This window comes from Paraglaciecola psychrophila 170 (assembly GCF_000347635.1).
Classification (GTDB): Bacteria; Pseudomonadota; Gammaproteobacteria; order Enterobacterales; family Alteromonadaceae; genus Paraglaciecola; species Paraglaciecola psychrophila.
In genome coordinates this window covers 454,613-471,626 of sequence record NC_020514.1, presented here as the reverse complement: position 1 = coordinate 471,626, position 17,014 = coordinate 454,613, and the positions used below count along the sequence as shown (strand labels likewise).

Here is a 17,014-nt window from a genome sequence, read left to right as displayed (position 1 = left end):
AATTTATGTACTCAGTTAATACTTTGCAAAATTTGCCCACAGAACCAAGCCATGTAAGTGCCCACTGTATAGCCAAATACAGCTAACATTACCGCAACAGGTGCCAATGATGGATGAAAAGCAGAAGCCACAATAGGAGCTGAAGCTGCACCGCCAACGTTAGCTTGGCTACCTACCGCCATATAAAATAATGGCGCTTTGATTAACTTAGCAACAATCAACATAAGCGACGCATGGATTAACATCCAAATTGCACCAATCACAAAAAATAAAGGCTGATCTGCAATCATAGTCACATCCATCTTCATGCCTATGGTTGCAATTAAAATATATAGAAAAGCGGAGCCTATCTTTGAAGCGCCAGCTCCTTCTAGCTGTCTTACTTTAGTGAACGACAGTGCCACGCCAACCGTGCTAGCAAAAACAATCATCCAGAAAAATTTACTATGGAAACTAAACTTTTGTGATTCAGGGAAGTGTTCGACAAAATACGGCGCAATAGTATCAGCAAACATATGAGCAAAACCTGTTACGCCTAATCCAACAGCTACAATCAACATAATGTCATTTAAGCTGGGGATCCGAGAATGTTTAGCCTCAAAACTCTTTACTTTTTCTTTAAGTTCATCGATTGCTGAGGTATCAGCACCCGTTTTGGCATCAATGGCTTTCGCATTTGCCGCCATGATTAACAGCACAGCCATCCATAAATTCGCCACTATGATGTCTACCGTCACCATGGCAGAAAACATTTGGTCGCCAGCGCCATAAATTTCTTTCATAGCGACTTGGTTGGCACTACCACCAATCCAACTGCCTGCTACGGTTGTCATGCCTCGCCAAACTGCGTTGGGGCCATCAACTCCTAGCAACTCGGGGAAAAAAGAAGCCACCACAAGCAGAGCAATTGGCCCACCGATCACAATACCCAAGGTACCTGTGAAAAATAAAATAATCGCTTTACTGCCTAACTTAGCAATCGCTTTTAAATCGACACTAATAGTTAATAATACTAGACAGGCAGGCAGTAGATAACGAGAAGCCACGTAATAAAGCTGGGAGTTCTCGCCATCGATTAAGCCAAAAGTATTTAATAATGAAGGCAAGAAATAACAAAGTAAAACCGATGGCACAAACATATAAAACTTACGCCAAAAAGAAGCTTGGCTATTGGCAGTGTAAAACACTAAACCCAATAATATTGCCAAAATGCCCATAACGGTCGCATCATTAGTAAAAAGTGGAGTATGAACCAAAGCTTGGTCAGTGAGGTTTTGTGTAGACATAGAAGTTCCCGTTCTGCATCCGCGTTGTCCACCCATGAAGGGCTGCGCGGCTTTTCTGATTATTATCTAATAAGTACTCTATAATTATGTACTTGTGGCAAGCTGTTAACATAAAGATGTTGAGTTTATGTTAACAGTTTGCCTATCGGTCCTGTATGACGTTTAGCAAATCTGAGTCTATTTATTTCTCAGCGCCTTTAGCTCTAGCTAATGCGTTTCGCAGTTCAGTACTTTCTGTTGGCATTACCCAACCTTGTAATTGTGACTCCAGCAATTTCGTAAGCGCTTGAATATGTGTTTCATCTGTATTTAAAGCAGCAATATATTCATAACGATCCCCACCCGCTTCAAGAAAATAATCACGATTTTCTTCACCAATTTCTTCAATCGTTTCTAAACAATCAGCAGCAAATCCTGGGCAAACAACTTGCACGGATTTAACCCCTTTCTCTGGAAATGCCTTAAGTGATTCATCAGTATAAGGTTTTAACCATTCTTCTCGACCAAAACGAGATTGGAAACTAGTAAAGTGTTCTTTATCGTTTAGACCTAAGGCTTCAGCGATAAGCCTTGAAGTTTTGTGGCATTCACAGTGATAAGGGTCACCATTTAATAAGTAGCGCTTAGGAATACCGTGATAGCTAAAGATTAATTTATCCGCTTTACCATGTTTGTCCCAATGAGCTTTAATTTTGTCTGCCACTGCTTTTATATAATCTGCATTGTCATGATAATGTGTAACAAAGCGCAACTCTGGGATCCAACGTCTTTTACTAAAACTTTGGGCAATCGCATCAAAGGTCGAGCCAGTAGTTGAGGCACAATATTGAGGATATAAGGGCAATACAACTAATTTCCTTACACCCTGATGTAACATCTTGTCGACCACTGAATCAACCGAAGGCGAACCATAACGCATGGCAAATTCTACCACTACATTGTCGCCATACTGCTGTTTCAATTTATCTCGCAAAGCATTAGCCTGGTCTTGAGTGTGATACAAAAGCGGTGAGCCGCGCTCAGTCCAAACAGTTTCGTAAGCCTTGGCCGAACGTTTAGGTCGAATATTCAGTATCACTAGATTTAAAATCATCCACCACAGTAATCTTGGCACTTCCACTACTCGTGGATCAGATAAAAATTCCTTTAAATAACGTTTTAGTTCAGTCTTTTTAGGCGCATCGGGTGTACCCAGATTTGTGACTAACACGCCGACTTTATCGATTTGGCTATGGGTAAAAGTAGGACTACCTTGGTATTTCATGAAAAACTCTTGGTGATGTTATGTAAGGATAAAAGCATATTTGCTGCACACAATATACCTACGCTAATATCGCTATTTTGGACTAGTGTTGTTAAAAATCAACATATTAGTCAGTTTTGCTTATATGTTTGATGAAAAAATTTTAAACATATTACGATTTAAAACATCTGTGTTTGGTCAAAATATACAATGTTTGTATGTCACCTAAACATCTAATGGATGTATTTGTATTCAGCGAAATTTAACACTTAATACAACCAATTTTAAGCATCTTTTCTGTCGTTCATAGATAACATCTGCAATTGTAATTGAGATATTTGCTGGGATATTTCTTTAAGACTTGGTTCACCCTCTTCTTCCAATGCTTCAGCACGAGCATTCGCATTTTCTTGCTCCATAACATTCACCACAATGCCAATTACCATATTTAAAAAAGCAAAAGCGGTGAAGAAAATAAAGCTCAGATAGAATATCCAGCTTAAGGGGTAAACTTCCATTGTTTCGTACATAACATCGGTCCAATCCTCAAAGGTCATAACTCTGAAAAGGGTCAGCAGTGAGATAATGATATTACCCCATAAATCCGGGTTAATAGTGGCGAACAATGTACTGCCCACAGCAGCATAGATATAAAAGATAATAAACATCAGCAACATCACATAACCAAGTTGTGGCAACGCTTTTATTAACGATACTAATAAAATTCTGAGTTCAGGGATGATAGAAATCATTCTGAGCACTCTAAAGACCCTGACTAGCCTTGCAACCAATGCCAACTCAGTATCATCTGCAGGGATCAAGCTGATGATAACAATCAGAGTATCAAAGAGATTCCAGAAGCTTTTGAAAAAATCTCGCTTACGATGTTCAGCCAAAAACCGGATGGTAATTTCAGTCAGAAAAAAAGCGCTAATAAACCAATCAAGAAACTTAGCCATACTGTACATAGTGCCTGATATTTCATAGGTTTTAACCCCTACCAGTAACGCAGAAAAAATAATAACGGTCACTACAAAAGTTTCGAATAATTTGTTTGAGCGAATTTGAATAAATTTGGCTTGTAGGGTCGAAGCTTTCATATTGGGAAATAGGTCTCAAAAAATAATAAAATTAGCGCTAGAGTATTCAATTGAACTTGGCTGTCAATCCATTATCAATATTTCTTTTGGTGTGTAATGTCTTAACGCCGTTGAATATAAATGCATAACAAATGATAAAACAGTCAGGGGTTATTGATTATTTTCTTATATTAGGAACGTTTAATAGAAAAATAAAAAAGGGCAGCAAAAGCTGCCCTCGGAAACATACTGATTATGATTAGCCAACTTTAGCAGGTATCAGTCCACGATTGATATCGACTAAATCTTGTTCGGTTAGATTTCCTGATGCACGTTTCAAATCCAATATTGCACTGATAAAGTCATAACGAGCACTAGCCAGTCGCTGCCTAGCGTCAAACTGGTTTCTGGTGCTGTTTAACACGTCTACTATCGTTCTAGTTCCTACATCGAAACCCGCTTCAGTGGCTTTTAATGCGCTGTCTGCTGAAACAACAGCTTGTTGCAAAGCACGAATAGTCGATGTAGAAGCAATCACATCATTGTATGCAGAGCGCACTGAACGAACGGTAGAACGGTAAGCCAGTTCTAAGTCTTCACTTGCCGCCACAAAACGATATCTAGCTTGGGCAGTCTGGGCGCTTACTGCGCCACCAGAGTATATTGGAACACTTAAATTCAAACCTATTGAGTTATTGTCTCTGGCTGGAAAGTTACTGTTACCGTTTATCTCGGTATCGTTTCTACCATAACTACCGCTCAACGAAAGCGTTGGATAATGCCCCGCTTTAGCTGACGCAATGTCGTCTTTTGCGATGTCTTTTGAAAAACTTCTGACCATAAGCTCAAGATTTTTTTGTTCCGCAATTTTTAACCAATTATCTACGCCTTCTGGCGAAGGGCGAGTAGCACTAAAATTTTCTGTATTCAGAACAGATAATTTATCGTGATACTTTCCAGTAATTTCACGCATTTGTTCTAAGCGTAATTCAACTACGTTCTCTGTAATTATTTCTTGAGCCACAGTATTATCAAAGTTGGCCTGGGCTTCATGTACATCGGTAATGGCAGTTAACCCGACATTAAATCGTTGTTTGGTTTGTTCTAATTGGCGTTCAATGGCGCGTTTTTCGGCTTGAACAAAAATCAGGCTATCCTTGGCCCGCAATATTGCTAAGTAAGCATCAGTTGTCCTAATAATCAAATCTTGTTTAGACAACGCATAACTCGTGTCACTTTGATGGGCTACTTTCTCAGCACGTGATAAAGCCACCCAATTTTGTCTATCGTAAATAGACAAGCTCAAATTTAAACCTAAACCTATGTTCTTCGAATCACTTTCAACTATTTTTATAAAAGGTGGCGTTCCTACCGGGGCAGTTTCGGGTGCTGGCTGAAAGTCGAATTGTTCTAATGTGCTATCTGTATAACTAACAGAGCCTGAAACTTGAGGTAATAATCTTGCTCGACTTATAGATATTCCTTCAAAAGCAGCATCTCTGTCAGCTTTAGCACGGTTAGTAGTGGGATCTTTTTCAACTGCCATTTGATAAACTTGGTACAGATCATCTGCAGATACTGATGTAGAAAGCCCCATGCTGGTCCCTATGCAGATCATCGACGACAAAAATATTTTTTTCATTGGTAGTCCTTTGTGGTTCTTGATCTGATCTTAGCCATGTACTCTATACAAGGTACGCAATGTCAGATATCAAATTTATATGTATGGGTAAAGTCTAAGCAAATCAAGTGTTAAGTAACAATGCTTTGTGGTAACACCAAGGCTTCAAGTGTAACAGAATATTATGAATTAACAGACCTTAAGCGCACAGCATGTGAAACCTCGTTATGCTAGTCTTATGTTTTTAAACGTTTAGTTATGCTCTGTACAACCCAGAGGTTAATACTCTAATAATCGGAGAAAAGTTTGCAAAAAGGTCAGCAAAAAATTCAACAATTTTCAGTTGAAGATATAAAAATATTAAGCAAGGAAACGTTATACCAAGGTTTCTTTAAAATGGTTAAATACGCTTTTAAACATAAATTGTTTGAAGGTGGCTGGAGCGATGTCGTCGTCCGAGAGGTTTTTGAACGAGGCCATGCCATTGCAGTCCTGCCATACGACCCGGTATTAGATGAATTCGTAATGATTGAGCAAGTGCGTATTGGCGCAATCCCGACCTCATCTTCCCCTTGGTTACTTGAGGTTGTGGCAGGTATTATTGATGAAGGCGAGACGCCTGAAGACGTATGTCTGCGAGAGGCGAAAGAAGAAGCTGGGCTTGACATAAAAAAGTTACACAAAGCCTTGAGCTATTTGTCAAGTCCGGGTGGTACCACTGAACGCTTACATATCTACATAGGTTTGGTAGATGCAAGTGATGCTAAAGGTGTGCATGGGTTAGAATATGAAAGTGAAGATATTTTAGTGCACCGAGTGCCTTCATCAGTAGCACTTGATTGGATAAACGAAGGTAAAATCGATAATGCTGCTTCACTTATTGCTTTGCAGTGGTTTGCTATGAATAAACAACAGGTATTGGAAAAATGGTCACATGACTAAAGAGATAGGTCGAAAATACGTTCCTAAGTTAGCCAACATGCACCAGGTGTGTGAAGTTAACTATGGACGTTTATTAAGGTTGCTTCCTGATTGCGATACAGAAGATTTAGAATATCAGTTTCGTGTGAATGCTAGTTTACAGTACACCATTAAAATCATCGATTGTAGCCGCTACACAAGCACCTTAGAAATGTCACAAAAAAGTCAAATAGATCAAATAGGTCAAATAAAATATGAGTTTTTACGTCCAGTAGTTCAAGTGAGGCTATATCACGATGCCAAAATGGCAGAAGTGATAAGCGCACAGAATATCGGCTCTCTGAAGCCAAGTTATCAGTACCCGAATACCAAGATGTATCAGAAAAACGAAAAAGAGATGGTTAATTTATTCTTGGCTGAATGGGTGCAATTTTGTTTAACACAAAGTAAACACCTACATTCTTCTGAAGCCTAATTTGTAAAACCATGAAAATTATACAAATTTCGGATTGTCATTTATTTACTGACCCTCAAAAGAATGGCTACAACAACGTCAACCCTTTTCGAAGCTTAAAACGCATACTGGCTGAGGTCAAAGTACATCAGCCAGATGTATTGTTAGTGACAGGTGACATAACTGGTGATGGCTCAGGAGAAAGTTACCAACATTTTTCTAAGCTAATTCAGGAATCAAAAATGGACTGCCAAATTGCTGTTATCCCTGGCAACCATGACGACCAATCGGAGTTAAAGGCAAATATTCTTAACGAGTATCTGTGGTTGATTAATCCACGGTTAGTTTTACCTAATCGATGGCATATACATTTATTAGACACCCAACAGCAACATACTATTGGTCAAATATCAGAGGTTAGCCTGACTTTTTTAAGCAAATATTTAAGCCTGCACCCAAACGATTACCACTTGATAGCAGCTCATCACCATCCTATTCCCTGTGGTGGCTGGATGGACAAACATGAATGGACAAACCGCCAAAACTTTAATGCGGTTGTAACAGAGCATAAGTCTGTACGAGCGGTCGTATACGGGCATATCCATATGGCGATTGAGCAGTATAGAGACCAGTGTTTATATTTAGCTTGTCCCTCTACCTGTTGGCAGTTTGCAAACAAGGAGTATTTTGCTACAACTGATTTAATGCCAGGTTATAGGGTGATTAATCTGCAGGAAAATGGTCAAATAAGTACTTCAATTCATCGACTAGAAAAGAAAATCTAACCTTGTCATATGTTGTTATTTATCTTCATGGGTTTCTTAGTTCCCCGCAGTCTCAAAAAGCACGTCAAACGCTTGAGTATGTAAAGGCAAACTATCCTGATTTACCCATAGAAATTCCACAACTTGCCAATTATCCTAATGATGCTCAGGCTATTATCGAACAACTAATCGCCGAGCATAAAGGCAAAAAGCTACGTTTTATTGGTAGCTCACTAGGTGGGTTTTTCTCCACATTTATGGTGGAAAAATATTCAGGCAAAGCAGTCTTAATAAATCCCGCGGTGCGACCTTTTGAATTATTAGTCGACTTTTTAGGTGAACATATTAATCCAAATACCCAACAACCTTTTTTATTGGAAAATAAACATATTGAGGAACTTCGTCAGTTGGATACACCATCGTTGAAGCCGACATCTGATTATTGGATACTATTGCAAACGGCTGACGAAACCTTGGACTATCGTCAGGCAGAAACTAAATACCAAAATTATAAATTGAGCATAGAACAAGGTGGAAATCATAGTTTTCTAGATTTCCAACGATTCTTACCAGATATTTTTAGGTTTCTACTGCAAGACTAATTGAAGCTTGGTATAACATGCTAATTGATGGCACATAATACCTATACTAGGTTGTAGGGATTTCCGCACAACCACCATTCGAATAATAAGAGCTCTGAGTAAGAACTATGTCAAACGAATATAACGCAGAAGCTATTGAAGTATTAAACGGCCTAGACCCTGTTAAACGCCGCCCCGGTATGTACACCGATACCACGCGCCCCAACCATTTAAGCCAAGAAGTCATTGATAACAGTGTAGATGAAGCCTTAGGTGGATTTGCTACCTCGATACGAGTGGTATTACACGCAGACCAATCCATTGAAGTCACAGATGACGGCCGTGGTATGCCTGTAGATATTCACCCTGAAGAAGGTATTTCCGGGGTTGAGTTGATCATGACTAAATTACACGCGGGTGGTAAATTTTCTAATAAAAGCTATCAATTTTCTGGTGGTTTGCATGGCGTCGGCATTTCTGTGGTCAACGCTTTATCCAAAAGAGTGGAAGTGAATATTCGTCGTGATGGCAACGTGCATCAAATTGCCTTTGAAAACGGTGACAAAGTGCAAGAGTTAGTAATTGTTGATACCTGTGGTAAACGCAACACCGGCACCAAAGTCCACTTTTGGCCTGACCCTAAATACTTTGATTCAAGCAAATTTTCTGTCACTAAACTTTTGCATGTGTTGCGTGCTAAAGCCGTGTTATGTCCGGGCTTACGTATTCGATTTGATGATAAAGTTAACAATGAAAGTACCGAATGGTATTTCGAAGATGGCTTACGTGACTATCTATATCAATCAGTAAAAGAGTATGTGACATTACCAGGAGATAGCCCCTTTATCGGTGCCATTTCAGGTAACACCGAAGCGGCAGATTGGGCGGTTATGTGGCTGCCTGAAGGTGGTGAAATGATCACTGAAAGTTACGTAAACCTGATTCCGACGGCGCAAGGCGGTACACACGTTAATGGTTTACGCCAGGGCTTGTTAGAGTCGATGCGTGAGTTTTGTGAATTTAGAAACTTATTGCCACGGGGAGTCAAGCTCACACCAGAAGACATTTGGGATCGCTGTAGTTATGTTTTATCTACCAAGATGCAAGATCCACAGTTTGCAGGTCAAATAAAAGAACGCTTGTCTTCACGTCAAGCAGCAGCGTTTGTATCGGGTGTGGTTAAAGATGCTTTCAGCTTATGGCTTAACCAACATACGGATGTTGCTGAGTTATTGGCCGACATGTGTATTAACAATGCTCAAACCCGTTTGCGTCAAAGTAAAAAAGTGGCCCGTAAAAAGGTCACGCAGGGTCCTGCTTTACCCGGTAAACTCACCGATTGTTCAACTCAAGATACCAGTCGTTCAGAATTATTTTTAGTCGAAGGGGATTCTGCTGGAGGCTCTGCAAAACAAGCTCGAGACCGAGAATTTCAGGCTATTATGCCACTTCGAGGAAAGATCCTAAACAGTTGGGAAGTCGACTCTTCTCAAGTACTCGCTTCACAAGAAATTCACGATATCTCTGTAGCTTTAGGAATTGATCCGGATTCAGAAGATTTAAGTGGCTTACGTTACGACAAAATTTGTATATTGGCCGATGCTGACTCCGATGGTCTCCATATCGCTACCTTACTATGCGCACTATTCGTCAAACATTTTAGAACCCTAGTGAATACAGGCCATGTTTATGTGGCAATGCCCCCGCTGTTTAGAATAGATATAGGTAAAGAGGTGTACTACGCCTTAGACGAAGGTGAAAAAGAAGGTATTCTAGACCGGATCGTCGCAGAGAAGAAACGTGGCAAAGTGAATGTGCAACGTTTCAAAGGATTGGGTGAAATGAATCCTTTGCAATTACGCGAAACCACCATGGATCCCAACACCCGCAGGTTAGTTCAGTTAATGGTAGACGATGCTGACCAGATGTTGGAAATGATGGATATGTTGCTTTCTAAAAAACGTGCTCCAGACAGAAAAGAGTGGCTTGAGTCAAAAGGAGATATGGCAATTGTTTAATTATTCATTTTTGGTAACTGTACACCTCAATTATCAAGCCTAAAGGGAACCTATCTTGTCTAAACTGATTAAAACTATTAGCTTTGTAATACTGCTGATAATCATTACTGTTGTGGGTCTTTTTGTCACTGCAATCGAGGATCAACCACTGATAGAGGCGAATAGTGGAGAGCAGGTCAACCAAGCTGAATCAGTAAAAAAACTGATGCAGCAACTTAGTGACAGTGTCAAAAATAGAAACAACAAACAAAATATCAATGTTAGCCAAGATCAACTAAACAGTTTAGTGGGTTTTGCGCAGCGCGCTCATGGAAAAATTAATGGCCGAGTGTTTATTAACTCAAATTCAACCATTATTTTAGCTAGCTACCAGTTGCCTAAAAATCCTGTTGGTGAATATCTGAATATTGATATTTTATTGCTACCTGGTCCTGGCATTAATGTCAGTCATGTGAAATTTGGACCTATTAACGTGCCCGGTAGTTTAGCTTTAGACAGCCTCGTCTATTTAGCTAACTGGTATACCAACAGTAATATCGCCAGTCAATTTGTGAAGCAGGTTGAATCGGTAGCTATGACGGAACAACAGATACAACTTTCTGTATTACCACTGGATCAATTTCTCAGAGAACTGAATGATGTAAAACAAGGTGTAGGTGGAAGCAGTGATGAGGAGATGCGACTTAGAACGGCGTATTATTTGAAACAACTTTCTTTATTAGATGTAGGCGACAAGCCAAGCCCACAATCCTTGGCTAAGTATATTGGGCCTGTTTTTAGTTGGGCAAAAAATCGCTCCAATTACGATACGGCCCCAAAAGAAAACGAAGCAGCGATTTTGGCCCTCGCGATATATGCAGGACATCATAGGTTTGCCAATTTGATAGGTGACGTACAACCCCAAAAGGGCAAGGTAGCATTACCGAGGGTCAGGCCTACTTTAAAATCTAGAGCCGACCTCAATCAGCATTTTATTTTCTCCGCAGCTATCAAAATCTTATCGGAGCAGGGTTTAAGTATAGCCATCGGCGAATTCAAAGAATTAATGGACAGAAGCGATGATGGCAGTGGCTATAGCTTTGTAGATTTGGCCGCTGATTTTGCCGGTGTGGAGTTCGCTATTGCTGCTACCAATCCTTCAGGTGCAAGCTCCGTGCAGAATATATTAGCTGGCATCAGCGACGAAAATGCCTTTTTCCCTAACATTACCGGGTTACCTGAAGGCTTAAGTAAAACGGATTTCACTCGAATATTCACTAAAGTTGACAGCCCTGAATACCTCGAAATGGTTCAAAGTATCAAACAAAGAATTGCTGTATTACCCATACATCGGTAGCGCTAAGAGTCCACAAAATGTAAAATTAACGAGCAGATTTTTGAAATTTATTTAACGTTTTCAGCATTAACTCTATTTTTATTACCAAACTAGGCAGCTGTTTTTTTAACGATTCTTGGGTTGTTTGCTCCAAAGCCAGCACTTCATTCGCGAGTTCTTCTACGTAGGGTTTAAATAATCGACTACTGGTAGTAAAACCAGCATCGTCAGCAAAAACCGCACTAAACTTGCCCTTACCATCATGTTGTAAGCGGCTAATAACTTGGTCGGCATCGATAGATTTTCGATAAATAACTTGAACGTTCTCACTGAGAGTTTGAATAATTGTCTGCATAGTTAAAGTTTTACTCAAGGTTGTCGATATAATTTTGATGCGGGCGATATTGCCCGTTTTTGTACCTTGCTACAAGTAATAAGGAGCACTGTATGGATATTTCAGGAGCAAGTTCCTCGTCAGTTAGTTCGACGCTTGAAATAAAGTCTCTACAACTCGCTAAATCACAGCAAAAAATAGAGGGTCAAGCGACATTAGAACTATTAGAGGCAGCTGTAGCACCTCAAACTTCGTCTGCTAACTCAGCAATTGGGTCTAATATCGACATTTTTGTTTGAGAATAAGTGGGGGACGCCCTAGGGATGAAGCTGTAAATCAAGTGGTGTTTTGCCGGGCTGGCCACCTATTTCTCTAACGAGCTTAGGTACCAGGTAACCTGGCTGACGCCTTATCAATTCCCGCATCAGTTCTTTTGCCTTACTATCAGGTAAATCAAAGTGTTCAGCCCCTTGTACCTTATCTAAAACATGTAAATAATAAGGCATCACGCCAATATTGAACAATCCTTCATTTAACGCTATTTGTTGGTCTGCAGTATCGTTTATACCTTTTAACAACACCGCCTGATTTAGTAATGTTACCCCAGCTTGTCTTAATTTTTGCATTGATACTGCCAGCGCATTATCAATTTCATTAGCATGATTAACGTGCAATACCATCACCGGTTTTAATCGAGACTGGGAGAACCATGTAATTAACTCTGTGGTTATTCTAGAAGGGATAACCACAGGTAAACGAGTATGAATACGTAATCGTTTAATATGTGATATGGCCTCAATCTGAGTTGTTAACCACGCCAAAAAGTCATCCTTGGCCATCAACGGGTCGCCGCCTGAGTAAATGACTTCGTCGAGTTGTGGATTAGCTGCAATATACTCTAACGCTTGTTGCCACTGTTGTTTATTTAAATGGTTGTCACTGTAGGGAAAGTGCCGTCTAAAACAATAACGGCAATTTACAGCACAGCCGCCCCTTACCAGCAATAACAGACGATTTTGATACTTGTGCAAAATACCAGACTGCTTATTATTTTGCTCTTGCAGCGGATCAGTGGAAAAATCTGATGCTAAGTCAAATTCTTTACGACTCGTGAACACCTGCATAAACAATGGGTCAAGGGGATCGCCTTTTTTCATTTTGGCCGCAAAAGGGCGGGGTACACGCATAGGGAAAAGCTGCCGCGCTTTGATGTCATCTGTGAAGTTTTCTAGGGGCAATTCTAGATATTTGAGTAACGAAACAGGGTCAGAAAAAGACATCGCCAGTTCTTTTTGCCAGTTACTCTCCACAGTCATCAGTTTTTTAGGTATTATTTGTAACAATTACAGACTCAGCATAGTTATATTACGGGGACACATGGCGAATTTCAGCACAAATGAGTTTAAATCGGGCCTAAAGATAATGCTCGACGGCGAACCTTGCAACATTCTTGAGAATGAATTTGTTAAACCGGGAAAGGGTCAAGCCTTTAGTCGGGTTAAAATTCGTAAGCTTATCTCAGGTAAAGTAATTGAGAAAACCTTTAAATCAGGTGATTCGGTAGAAGGTGCCGATGTGATAGATACTGAACTTGCCTATTTATACACAGATGGTGAGTTTTGGCACTTTATGAATAATGAAACATTTGAACAAATTGCCGCAGATGAAAAAGCCGTAGGTGAAAATGTTAAGTGGTTAGTAGAAAACGATACATGCACTATTACGCTGTGGAACGGGGCCCCAATTGTGGTGCAGCCTGCTAACTTTGTGGAACTAGAAATTACTGAAACCGACCCTGGTCTTAAAGGCGATACTGCAGGTACCGGTGGCAAACCAGCCACTTTATCTTCTGGTGCCGTTGTAAGAGTGCCTTTATTTGTACAAACCGGGGAAGTTGTTAGAGTGGATACACGTAACGGCGAATATGTGTCTAGAGCACAAAAATAGTTAACCCTTGAAAATTCAAAAAGCCCACGTCAGTGGGCTTTTTTATTATTTATAAAATGGATAACAATGCAAACAAACAACTGGCGGCCCAGTGCTTCGATTAAAGCATTAAGACAACGCGCTTTAGTACTGCAAGAAATCAGACAATTTTTTGCAGTCCGTGATGTGCTTGAAGTAGACACTCCCGCATTAAGTCACGCTACCGTTACAGATGAACATTTGCATTCTTTCTGTACCCAATTTACTCATCCCTTTTCGCCACAAGCGAGCACCTTGTATCTGCAGACATCACCAGAATTTGCCATGAAAAGATTACTTTGCGCAGGTAGCGGCGCGATTTATCAAATTTGTAAATCTTTTAGAAATGAAGAAGCTGGACGTTTTCACAATCCTGAATTTACCATGCTTGAATGGTATAGACCGGGTTTTGATCACTTGCAGTTAATGACCGAAATTGATGAACTAATTCAGATGGTTGTAGGCTGTGACTCTGCAGAACGCGTCACCTACCAAGATGTATTTAAACAATATCTAGGTTACTGCCCATTAACTGCGACTCTGACTGATATTAAAACCTTGGCTAGCCAATATGGTTATGCTGAACTGGCAGCCAATGAAAACGACAAAGACACATTACTCATGCTGCTATTTAGCCAACACGTAGAGCCACACATTGGGCAAGACCGCCCCTGCTTTGTGATGGACTTCCCGGCTAGCCAAGCTGCTTTAGCAAGATTAAGTCCCACTAATTCTTTAGTAGCCGAACGCTTTGAGTTGTATTTTCAAGGCATAGAATTAGCCAATGGTTTTCATGAACTGACCGACGGGCCAGAGCAACTGAGACGTTTTGAACAAGATAATGTTAAACGTCAACATATAGGGCTGGAAATCATGCCCATCGATCATAACTTTATAGCCGCAATAGACTATGGCCTTCCAGCATGTGCAGGTGTAGCGCTTGGAATTGATAGGCTTTTAATGCTTGCATTAAATTACTCTGAGATTGACAAGGTCATCGCTTTTGAAAATAGTCGGGCCTAGTTTATGCTTAAATTGAACATTTTCGCTCAATACCCTGTATCACTTGTGGGTAGGGCGTCAAGTCAGTAAGTTATTAGCTTATGCCGCATAATAGTCTCAACACTTTCTACTAAATGGTCGAAAGTTATTAATAAAAGGCCAATGAATAATCTATGTCTGATGAACAACTGCCCAGACTCCAAAGTGAGTGGATCACCTTACAAAATCAATTCGATAGTTATGAAAAATGTTCTTTAGCCATCAAACTTTTTAGTATCTTAATCTGCTGTATTTTAGTTTTTGCTTTAGATGCAGGTTTATGGTCGTTGTTAGTTATTGCAATATTGTGGCTACAAGACGCTATTTGGAAAACCTTTCAAAATAGGATAGGTCAACGCCTTGAAGTCGTTGAGCAGGCTATTCAAGACAATCCACACCACCTTCCAGAACACTTATTACATATGGGTATGCAATTTAACCTTGCATGGAACCAGTCTAGGCCACGTGCCATTTATTTGATTAGCGAGTACATCAAACAATCACTTAAACCTACGGTAGCCTATCCATATGTAGTTTTAATTTTTTTAGTGATGGGACAACTTTATGGCAACTAACCAAAAACATTATCTTGTGGGTTATGGCAGTTTACTGAGCCATGATAGTCGCTCACGTCATTCAAATATTTTTTGCCCCAACATGCCAATTACTGTAAATGGATGGCAGCGAGAGTGGTTAGCAAGAGGTATGGCACACTTGCAGACAGCTTTAGGCGTGTCGCAAGTTGAAACGGCCAGATTGAACGCAGTATTATTACGCATAGAACAGATATCACCTGAACTTCGCGACCGTGAGCAAGACTATCAATTTATTGAAGTCGACCCTGACAGCATAGTGGCCGCCCAAGAGTCTGAGCTAGCACAGACTGAACTTGCCAATATTCGAGCTAACCCAGACACCTGTAAAATATATATATGTGCCAACCTGAATAAAATACCAGCCAACAGCCAATACCCTATTTATCAAACCTACATAGATACTTGTCTAGTGGGATGTTTCGATATGGGTGTCGTCGATTTTGCTGCGGAGTTTATCCAACACACACACTTTTGGGAGCATGGTTGGATAAATGACCGCAAAAACTGCCTTTATGCTAGACCTGCGATAGTTACGCAACAGCAACATCAACAAATTGACCGACTGTTAGAACAACATCAAGTATTGAAATATCGCCAAGAAAAAGATGGTTGAACGTTATAACTTCATTTAAATTGAGGTTACCAAATCGCAATGAAGGTGTGCTAATTTATATTTACTGCATTGCATGCAAGCCCGCTAATACATAAATTAAAGGGGTATTCCAATTGATGGTGACCTCATTGGTTGAATAACTACACCAATCATCAATATAAGATTTTGCAGGTAAACTCGAAGAATAATCACATTCATCTTGTTGTCCTGATTACGCTCCACCAGCCAAAAACCCTGGAACAGGCTCTACTACTCAGGATCAGTCTTTCAAATGGCACCAAATATGTATTTGAGCGCCTGTCATAAATAATCCTTAACATTTTCTTTTTTTCTTTATCCCGTATCAACTCTGTTTTACAAAGCGCTATAACATAACCAAAAAAGCGACCAATACCAGTAGAGCGTAATATCCCACTCTATTCCTCGTGATGTTTATTCAAACACTAAATTGCTAGTATCAAACCTATCTTTAGAAGTGGTGCTAGCTTTAATATTAGTTTAACAATTATTAATCTAATTAAGTTTAGTATGAATGTCGCAAAAAAGTTGTAAAAGGCACTTTTCCTACACGGGCGGTAATACCATCACTTTTATCAGAATAACCTGCTCTACCGGCACGTCTGACCAGCCATATTTAGGGTCGAAATCTGTTTTCACTGCGACCATTTTATCCAACACTTCATAACCTTCAACAACTGAACCAAATGCGGTGTAACCCCAATCTCTACCGGGGTCCAAGCTGTCGTTATTACTCATATTAAAGAAAAATTGGCGAGTGGCAGAGTGTGGGTCTTTCTGTCTAGCCATGGTGATGTTGTACATTACATTTTTTAAGCCATTGCCAGACTCGTTAAATATTTTTCCGAATGCTGGTTTTTCAATAAATTGGGTGTCGTAGCCGCCACCTTGCACAACAAAGTCAGGCACAATACGATGAAAAATAGTGTCTTCGTAACTGCGTTTATCTACATAACGCAAGAAGTTATTAACGGTAATAGGTGCTCTGGAGCGGTCTAATTCAACGATGATATCCCCCATACTGGTGACCATTTTCACACGAGGGTAATAGTTGTCAGGTTGAATATTTGAGCCATCATCTTTATCTTTTGCAAAGATAGAAGTGGAGGTGCTAACAAAAAAGCTGACAAAAATCGCGATAAACATTGTTCTTAACATGTTGATA

General features: G+C 40.0%; 18 protein-coding genes and 1 pseudogene. 11 read left to right on the top strand and 8 right to left on the bottom strand.

What is annotated here, in order from left to right:
• Positions 1–11: 11 nt before the first annotated feature.
• From C427_RS02030 to tolC, 4 genes are all read right to left on the bottom strand, one after another.
• Positions 12–1,286 (bottom strand): DUF819 family protein, encoded by a 1,275-nt coding sequence (locus C427_RS02030; protein ID WP_007635150.1) that lies wholly within the window; start codon positions 1,284–1,286, stop codon positions 12–14.
• 181 nt (positions 1,287–1,467) lie between these two features.
• Entirely contained in the window at positions 1,468–2,550 is a 1,083-nt protein-coding gene (gene hemH / locus C427_RS02025; RefSeq protein WP_007635149.1) for a ferrochelatase, read from the bottom strand.
• 263 nt (positions 2,551–2,813) lie between these two features.
• Positions 2,814–3,629: an ion transporter gene (locus C427_RS02020; protein ID WP_007635147.1), complete on the bottom strand. Its 816-nt coding sequence runs from the start codon at positions 3,627–3,629 to the stop codon at positions 2,814–2,816.
• A gap of 238 nt (positions 3,630–3,867) precedes the next feature.
• Positions 3,868–5,250 carry an outer membrane channel protein TolC gene (tolC, locus tag C427_RS02015; RefSeq protein ID WP_007635146.1) on the bottom strand — a complete coding sequence of 461 codons (1,383 nt, stop codon included), beginning with the start codon at positions 5,248–5,250 and terminating at the stop codon, positions 3,868–3,870.
• Between the two features lie 285 nt (positions 5,251–5,535).
• On the opposite strand from tolC, the gene nudF reads away from it, so the two are divergent.
• The 6 genes from nudF (at position 5,536) to C427_RS01985 (ending at position 11,303) form a co-directional block, all read left to right on the top strand.
• Positions 5,536–6,171: an ADP-ribose diphosphatase gene (gene nudF / locus C427_RS02010; RefSeq protein WP_007635145.1), complete on the top strand. Its 636-nt coding sequence runs from the start codon at positions 5,536–5,538 to the stop codon at positions 6,169–6,171.
• Positions 6,164–6,625 carry a DUF1249 domain-containing protein gene (locus C427_RS02005; RefSeq protein WP_007635144.1) on the top strand — a complete coding sequence of 154 codons (462 nt, stop codon included), beginning with the start codon at positions 6,164–6,166 and terminating at the stop codon, positions 6,623–6,625. Before nudF ends, C427_RS02005 begins: the two co-directional genes overlap by 8 nt.
• An 11-nt stretch (positions 6,626–6,636) precedes the next feature.
• A complete protein-coding gene (locus C427_RS02000) occupies positions 6,637–7,389 on the top strand; it encodes a metallophosphoesterase family protein (protein ID WP_007635143.1) in 753 nt (250 codons plus the stop codon).
• A gap of 2 nt (positions 7,390–7,391) precedes the next feature.
• Positions 7,392–7,970, top strand: coding sequence for a YqiA/YcfP family alpha/beta fold hydrolase (locus tag C427_RS01995; protein WP_007635142.1), 579 nt, complete (start codon positions 7,392–7,394; stop codon positions 7,968–7,970).
• 107 nt (positions 7,971–8,077) lie between these two features.
• Positions 8,078–9,967, top strand: a complete 1,890-nt coding sequence (parE, locus tag C427_RS01990; RefSeq protein WP_007635141.1) for a DNA topoisomerase IV subunit B — start codon at positions 8,078–8,080, stop codon at positions 9,965–9,967.
• Between the two features lie 55 nt (positions 9,968–10,022).
• On the top strand, positions 10,023–11,303 hold the full coding sequence (locus tag C427_RS01985) for a hypothetical protein (protein ID WP_007635140.1): 1,281 nt from the start codon (positions 10,023–10,025) through the stop codon (positions 11,301–11,303).
• Positions 11,304–11,328: 25 nt separating this feature from the next.
• Here the strand turns inward: C427_RS01985 and C427_RS01980 are convergent, their stop codons facing one another.
• Positions 11,329–11,637 carry a hypothetical protein gene (locus C427_RS01980; RefSeq protein ID WP_007635139.1) on the bottom strand — a complete coding sequence of 103 codons (309 nt, stop codon included), beginning with the start codon at positions 11,635–11,637 and terminating at the stop codon, positions 11,329–11,331.
• Positions 11,638–11,729: 92 nt separating this feature from the next.
• Between C427_RS01980 and C427_RS01975 the strand changes: the two genes are divergently transcribed.
• Positions 11,730–11,915: a hypothetical protein gene (locus C427_RS01975; RefSeq protein WP_007635138.1), complete on the top strand. Its 186-nt coding sequence runs from the start codon at positions 11,730–11,732 to the stop codon at positions 11,913–11,915.
• 18 nt (positions 11,916–11,933) lie between these two features.
• Here the strand turns inward: C427_RS01975 and epmB are convergent, their stop codons facing one another.
• Complete coding sequence (gene epmB, locus C427_RS01970) at positions 11,934–12,959, bottom strand: EF-P beta-lysylation protein EpmB (protein WP_007635137.1); 1,026 nt, start codon at positions 12,957–12,959, stop codon at positions 11,934–11,936.
• Positions 12,960–12,993: 34 nt separating this feature from the next.
• Here epmB and efp point away from each other — a divergent pair, with 34 nt between their 5' ends.
• The 4 genes from efp to C427_RS01950 all read left to right on the top strand — a co-directional run bounded on the left by efp (position 12,994) and on the right by C427_RS01950 (position 15,831).
• Complete coding sequence (efp, locus tag C427_RS01965) at positions 12,994–13,563, top strand: elongation factor P (protein ID WP_034898594.1); 570 nt, start codon at positions 12,994–12,996, stop codon at positions 13,561–13,563.
• Between the two features lie 66 nt (positions 13,564–13,629).
• Entirely contained in the window at positions 13,630–14,604 is a 975-nt protein-coding gene (gene epmA / locus C427_RS01960) for an elongation factor P--(R)-beta-lysine ligase (protein WP_007635135.1), read from the top strand.
• 152 nt (positions 14,605–14,756) lie between these two features.
• Positions 14,757–15,197 (top strand): hypothetical protein, encoded by a 441-nt coding sequence (locus C427_RS01955; protein WP_007635134.1) that lies wholly within the window; start codon positions 14,757–14,759, stop codon positions 15,195–15,197.
• Entirely contained in the window at positions 15,187–15,831 is a 645-nt protein-coding gene (locus C427_RS01950; RefSeq protein ID WP_007635133.1) for a hypothetical protein, read from the top strand. Before C427_RS01955 ends, C427_RS01950 begins: the two co-directional genes overlap by 11 nt.
• Before the next feature lie 61 nt (positions 15,832–15,892).
• On the opposite strand, the pseudogene C427_RS26895 reads toward C427_RS01950, so the two are convergent.
• Positions 15,893–15,991: pseudogene (locus C427_RS26895) on the bottom strand (hypothetical protein); the annotation flags it as partial.
• A 404-nt stretch (positions 15,992–16,395) separates the two neighbouring features.
• Complete coding sequence (locus C427_RS01945) at positions 16,396–17,007, bottom strand: peptidylprolyl isomerase (protein ID WP_007635132.1); 612 nt, start codon at positions 17,005–17,007, stop codon at positions 16,396–16,398.
• Positions 17,008–17,014 lie beyond the last annotated feature (7 nt).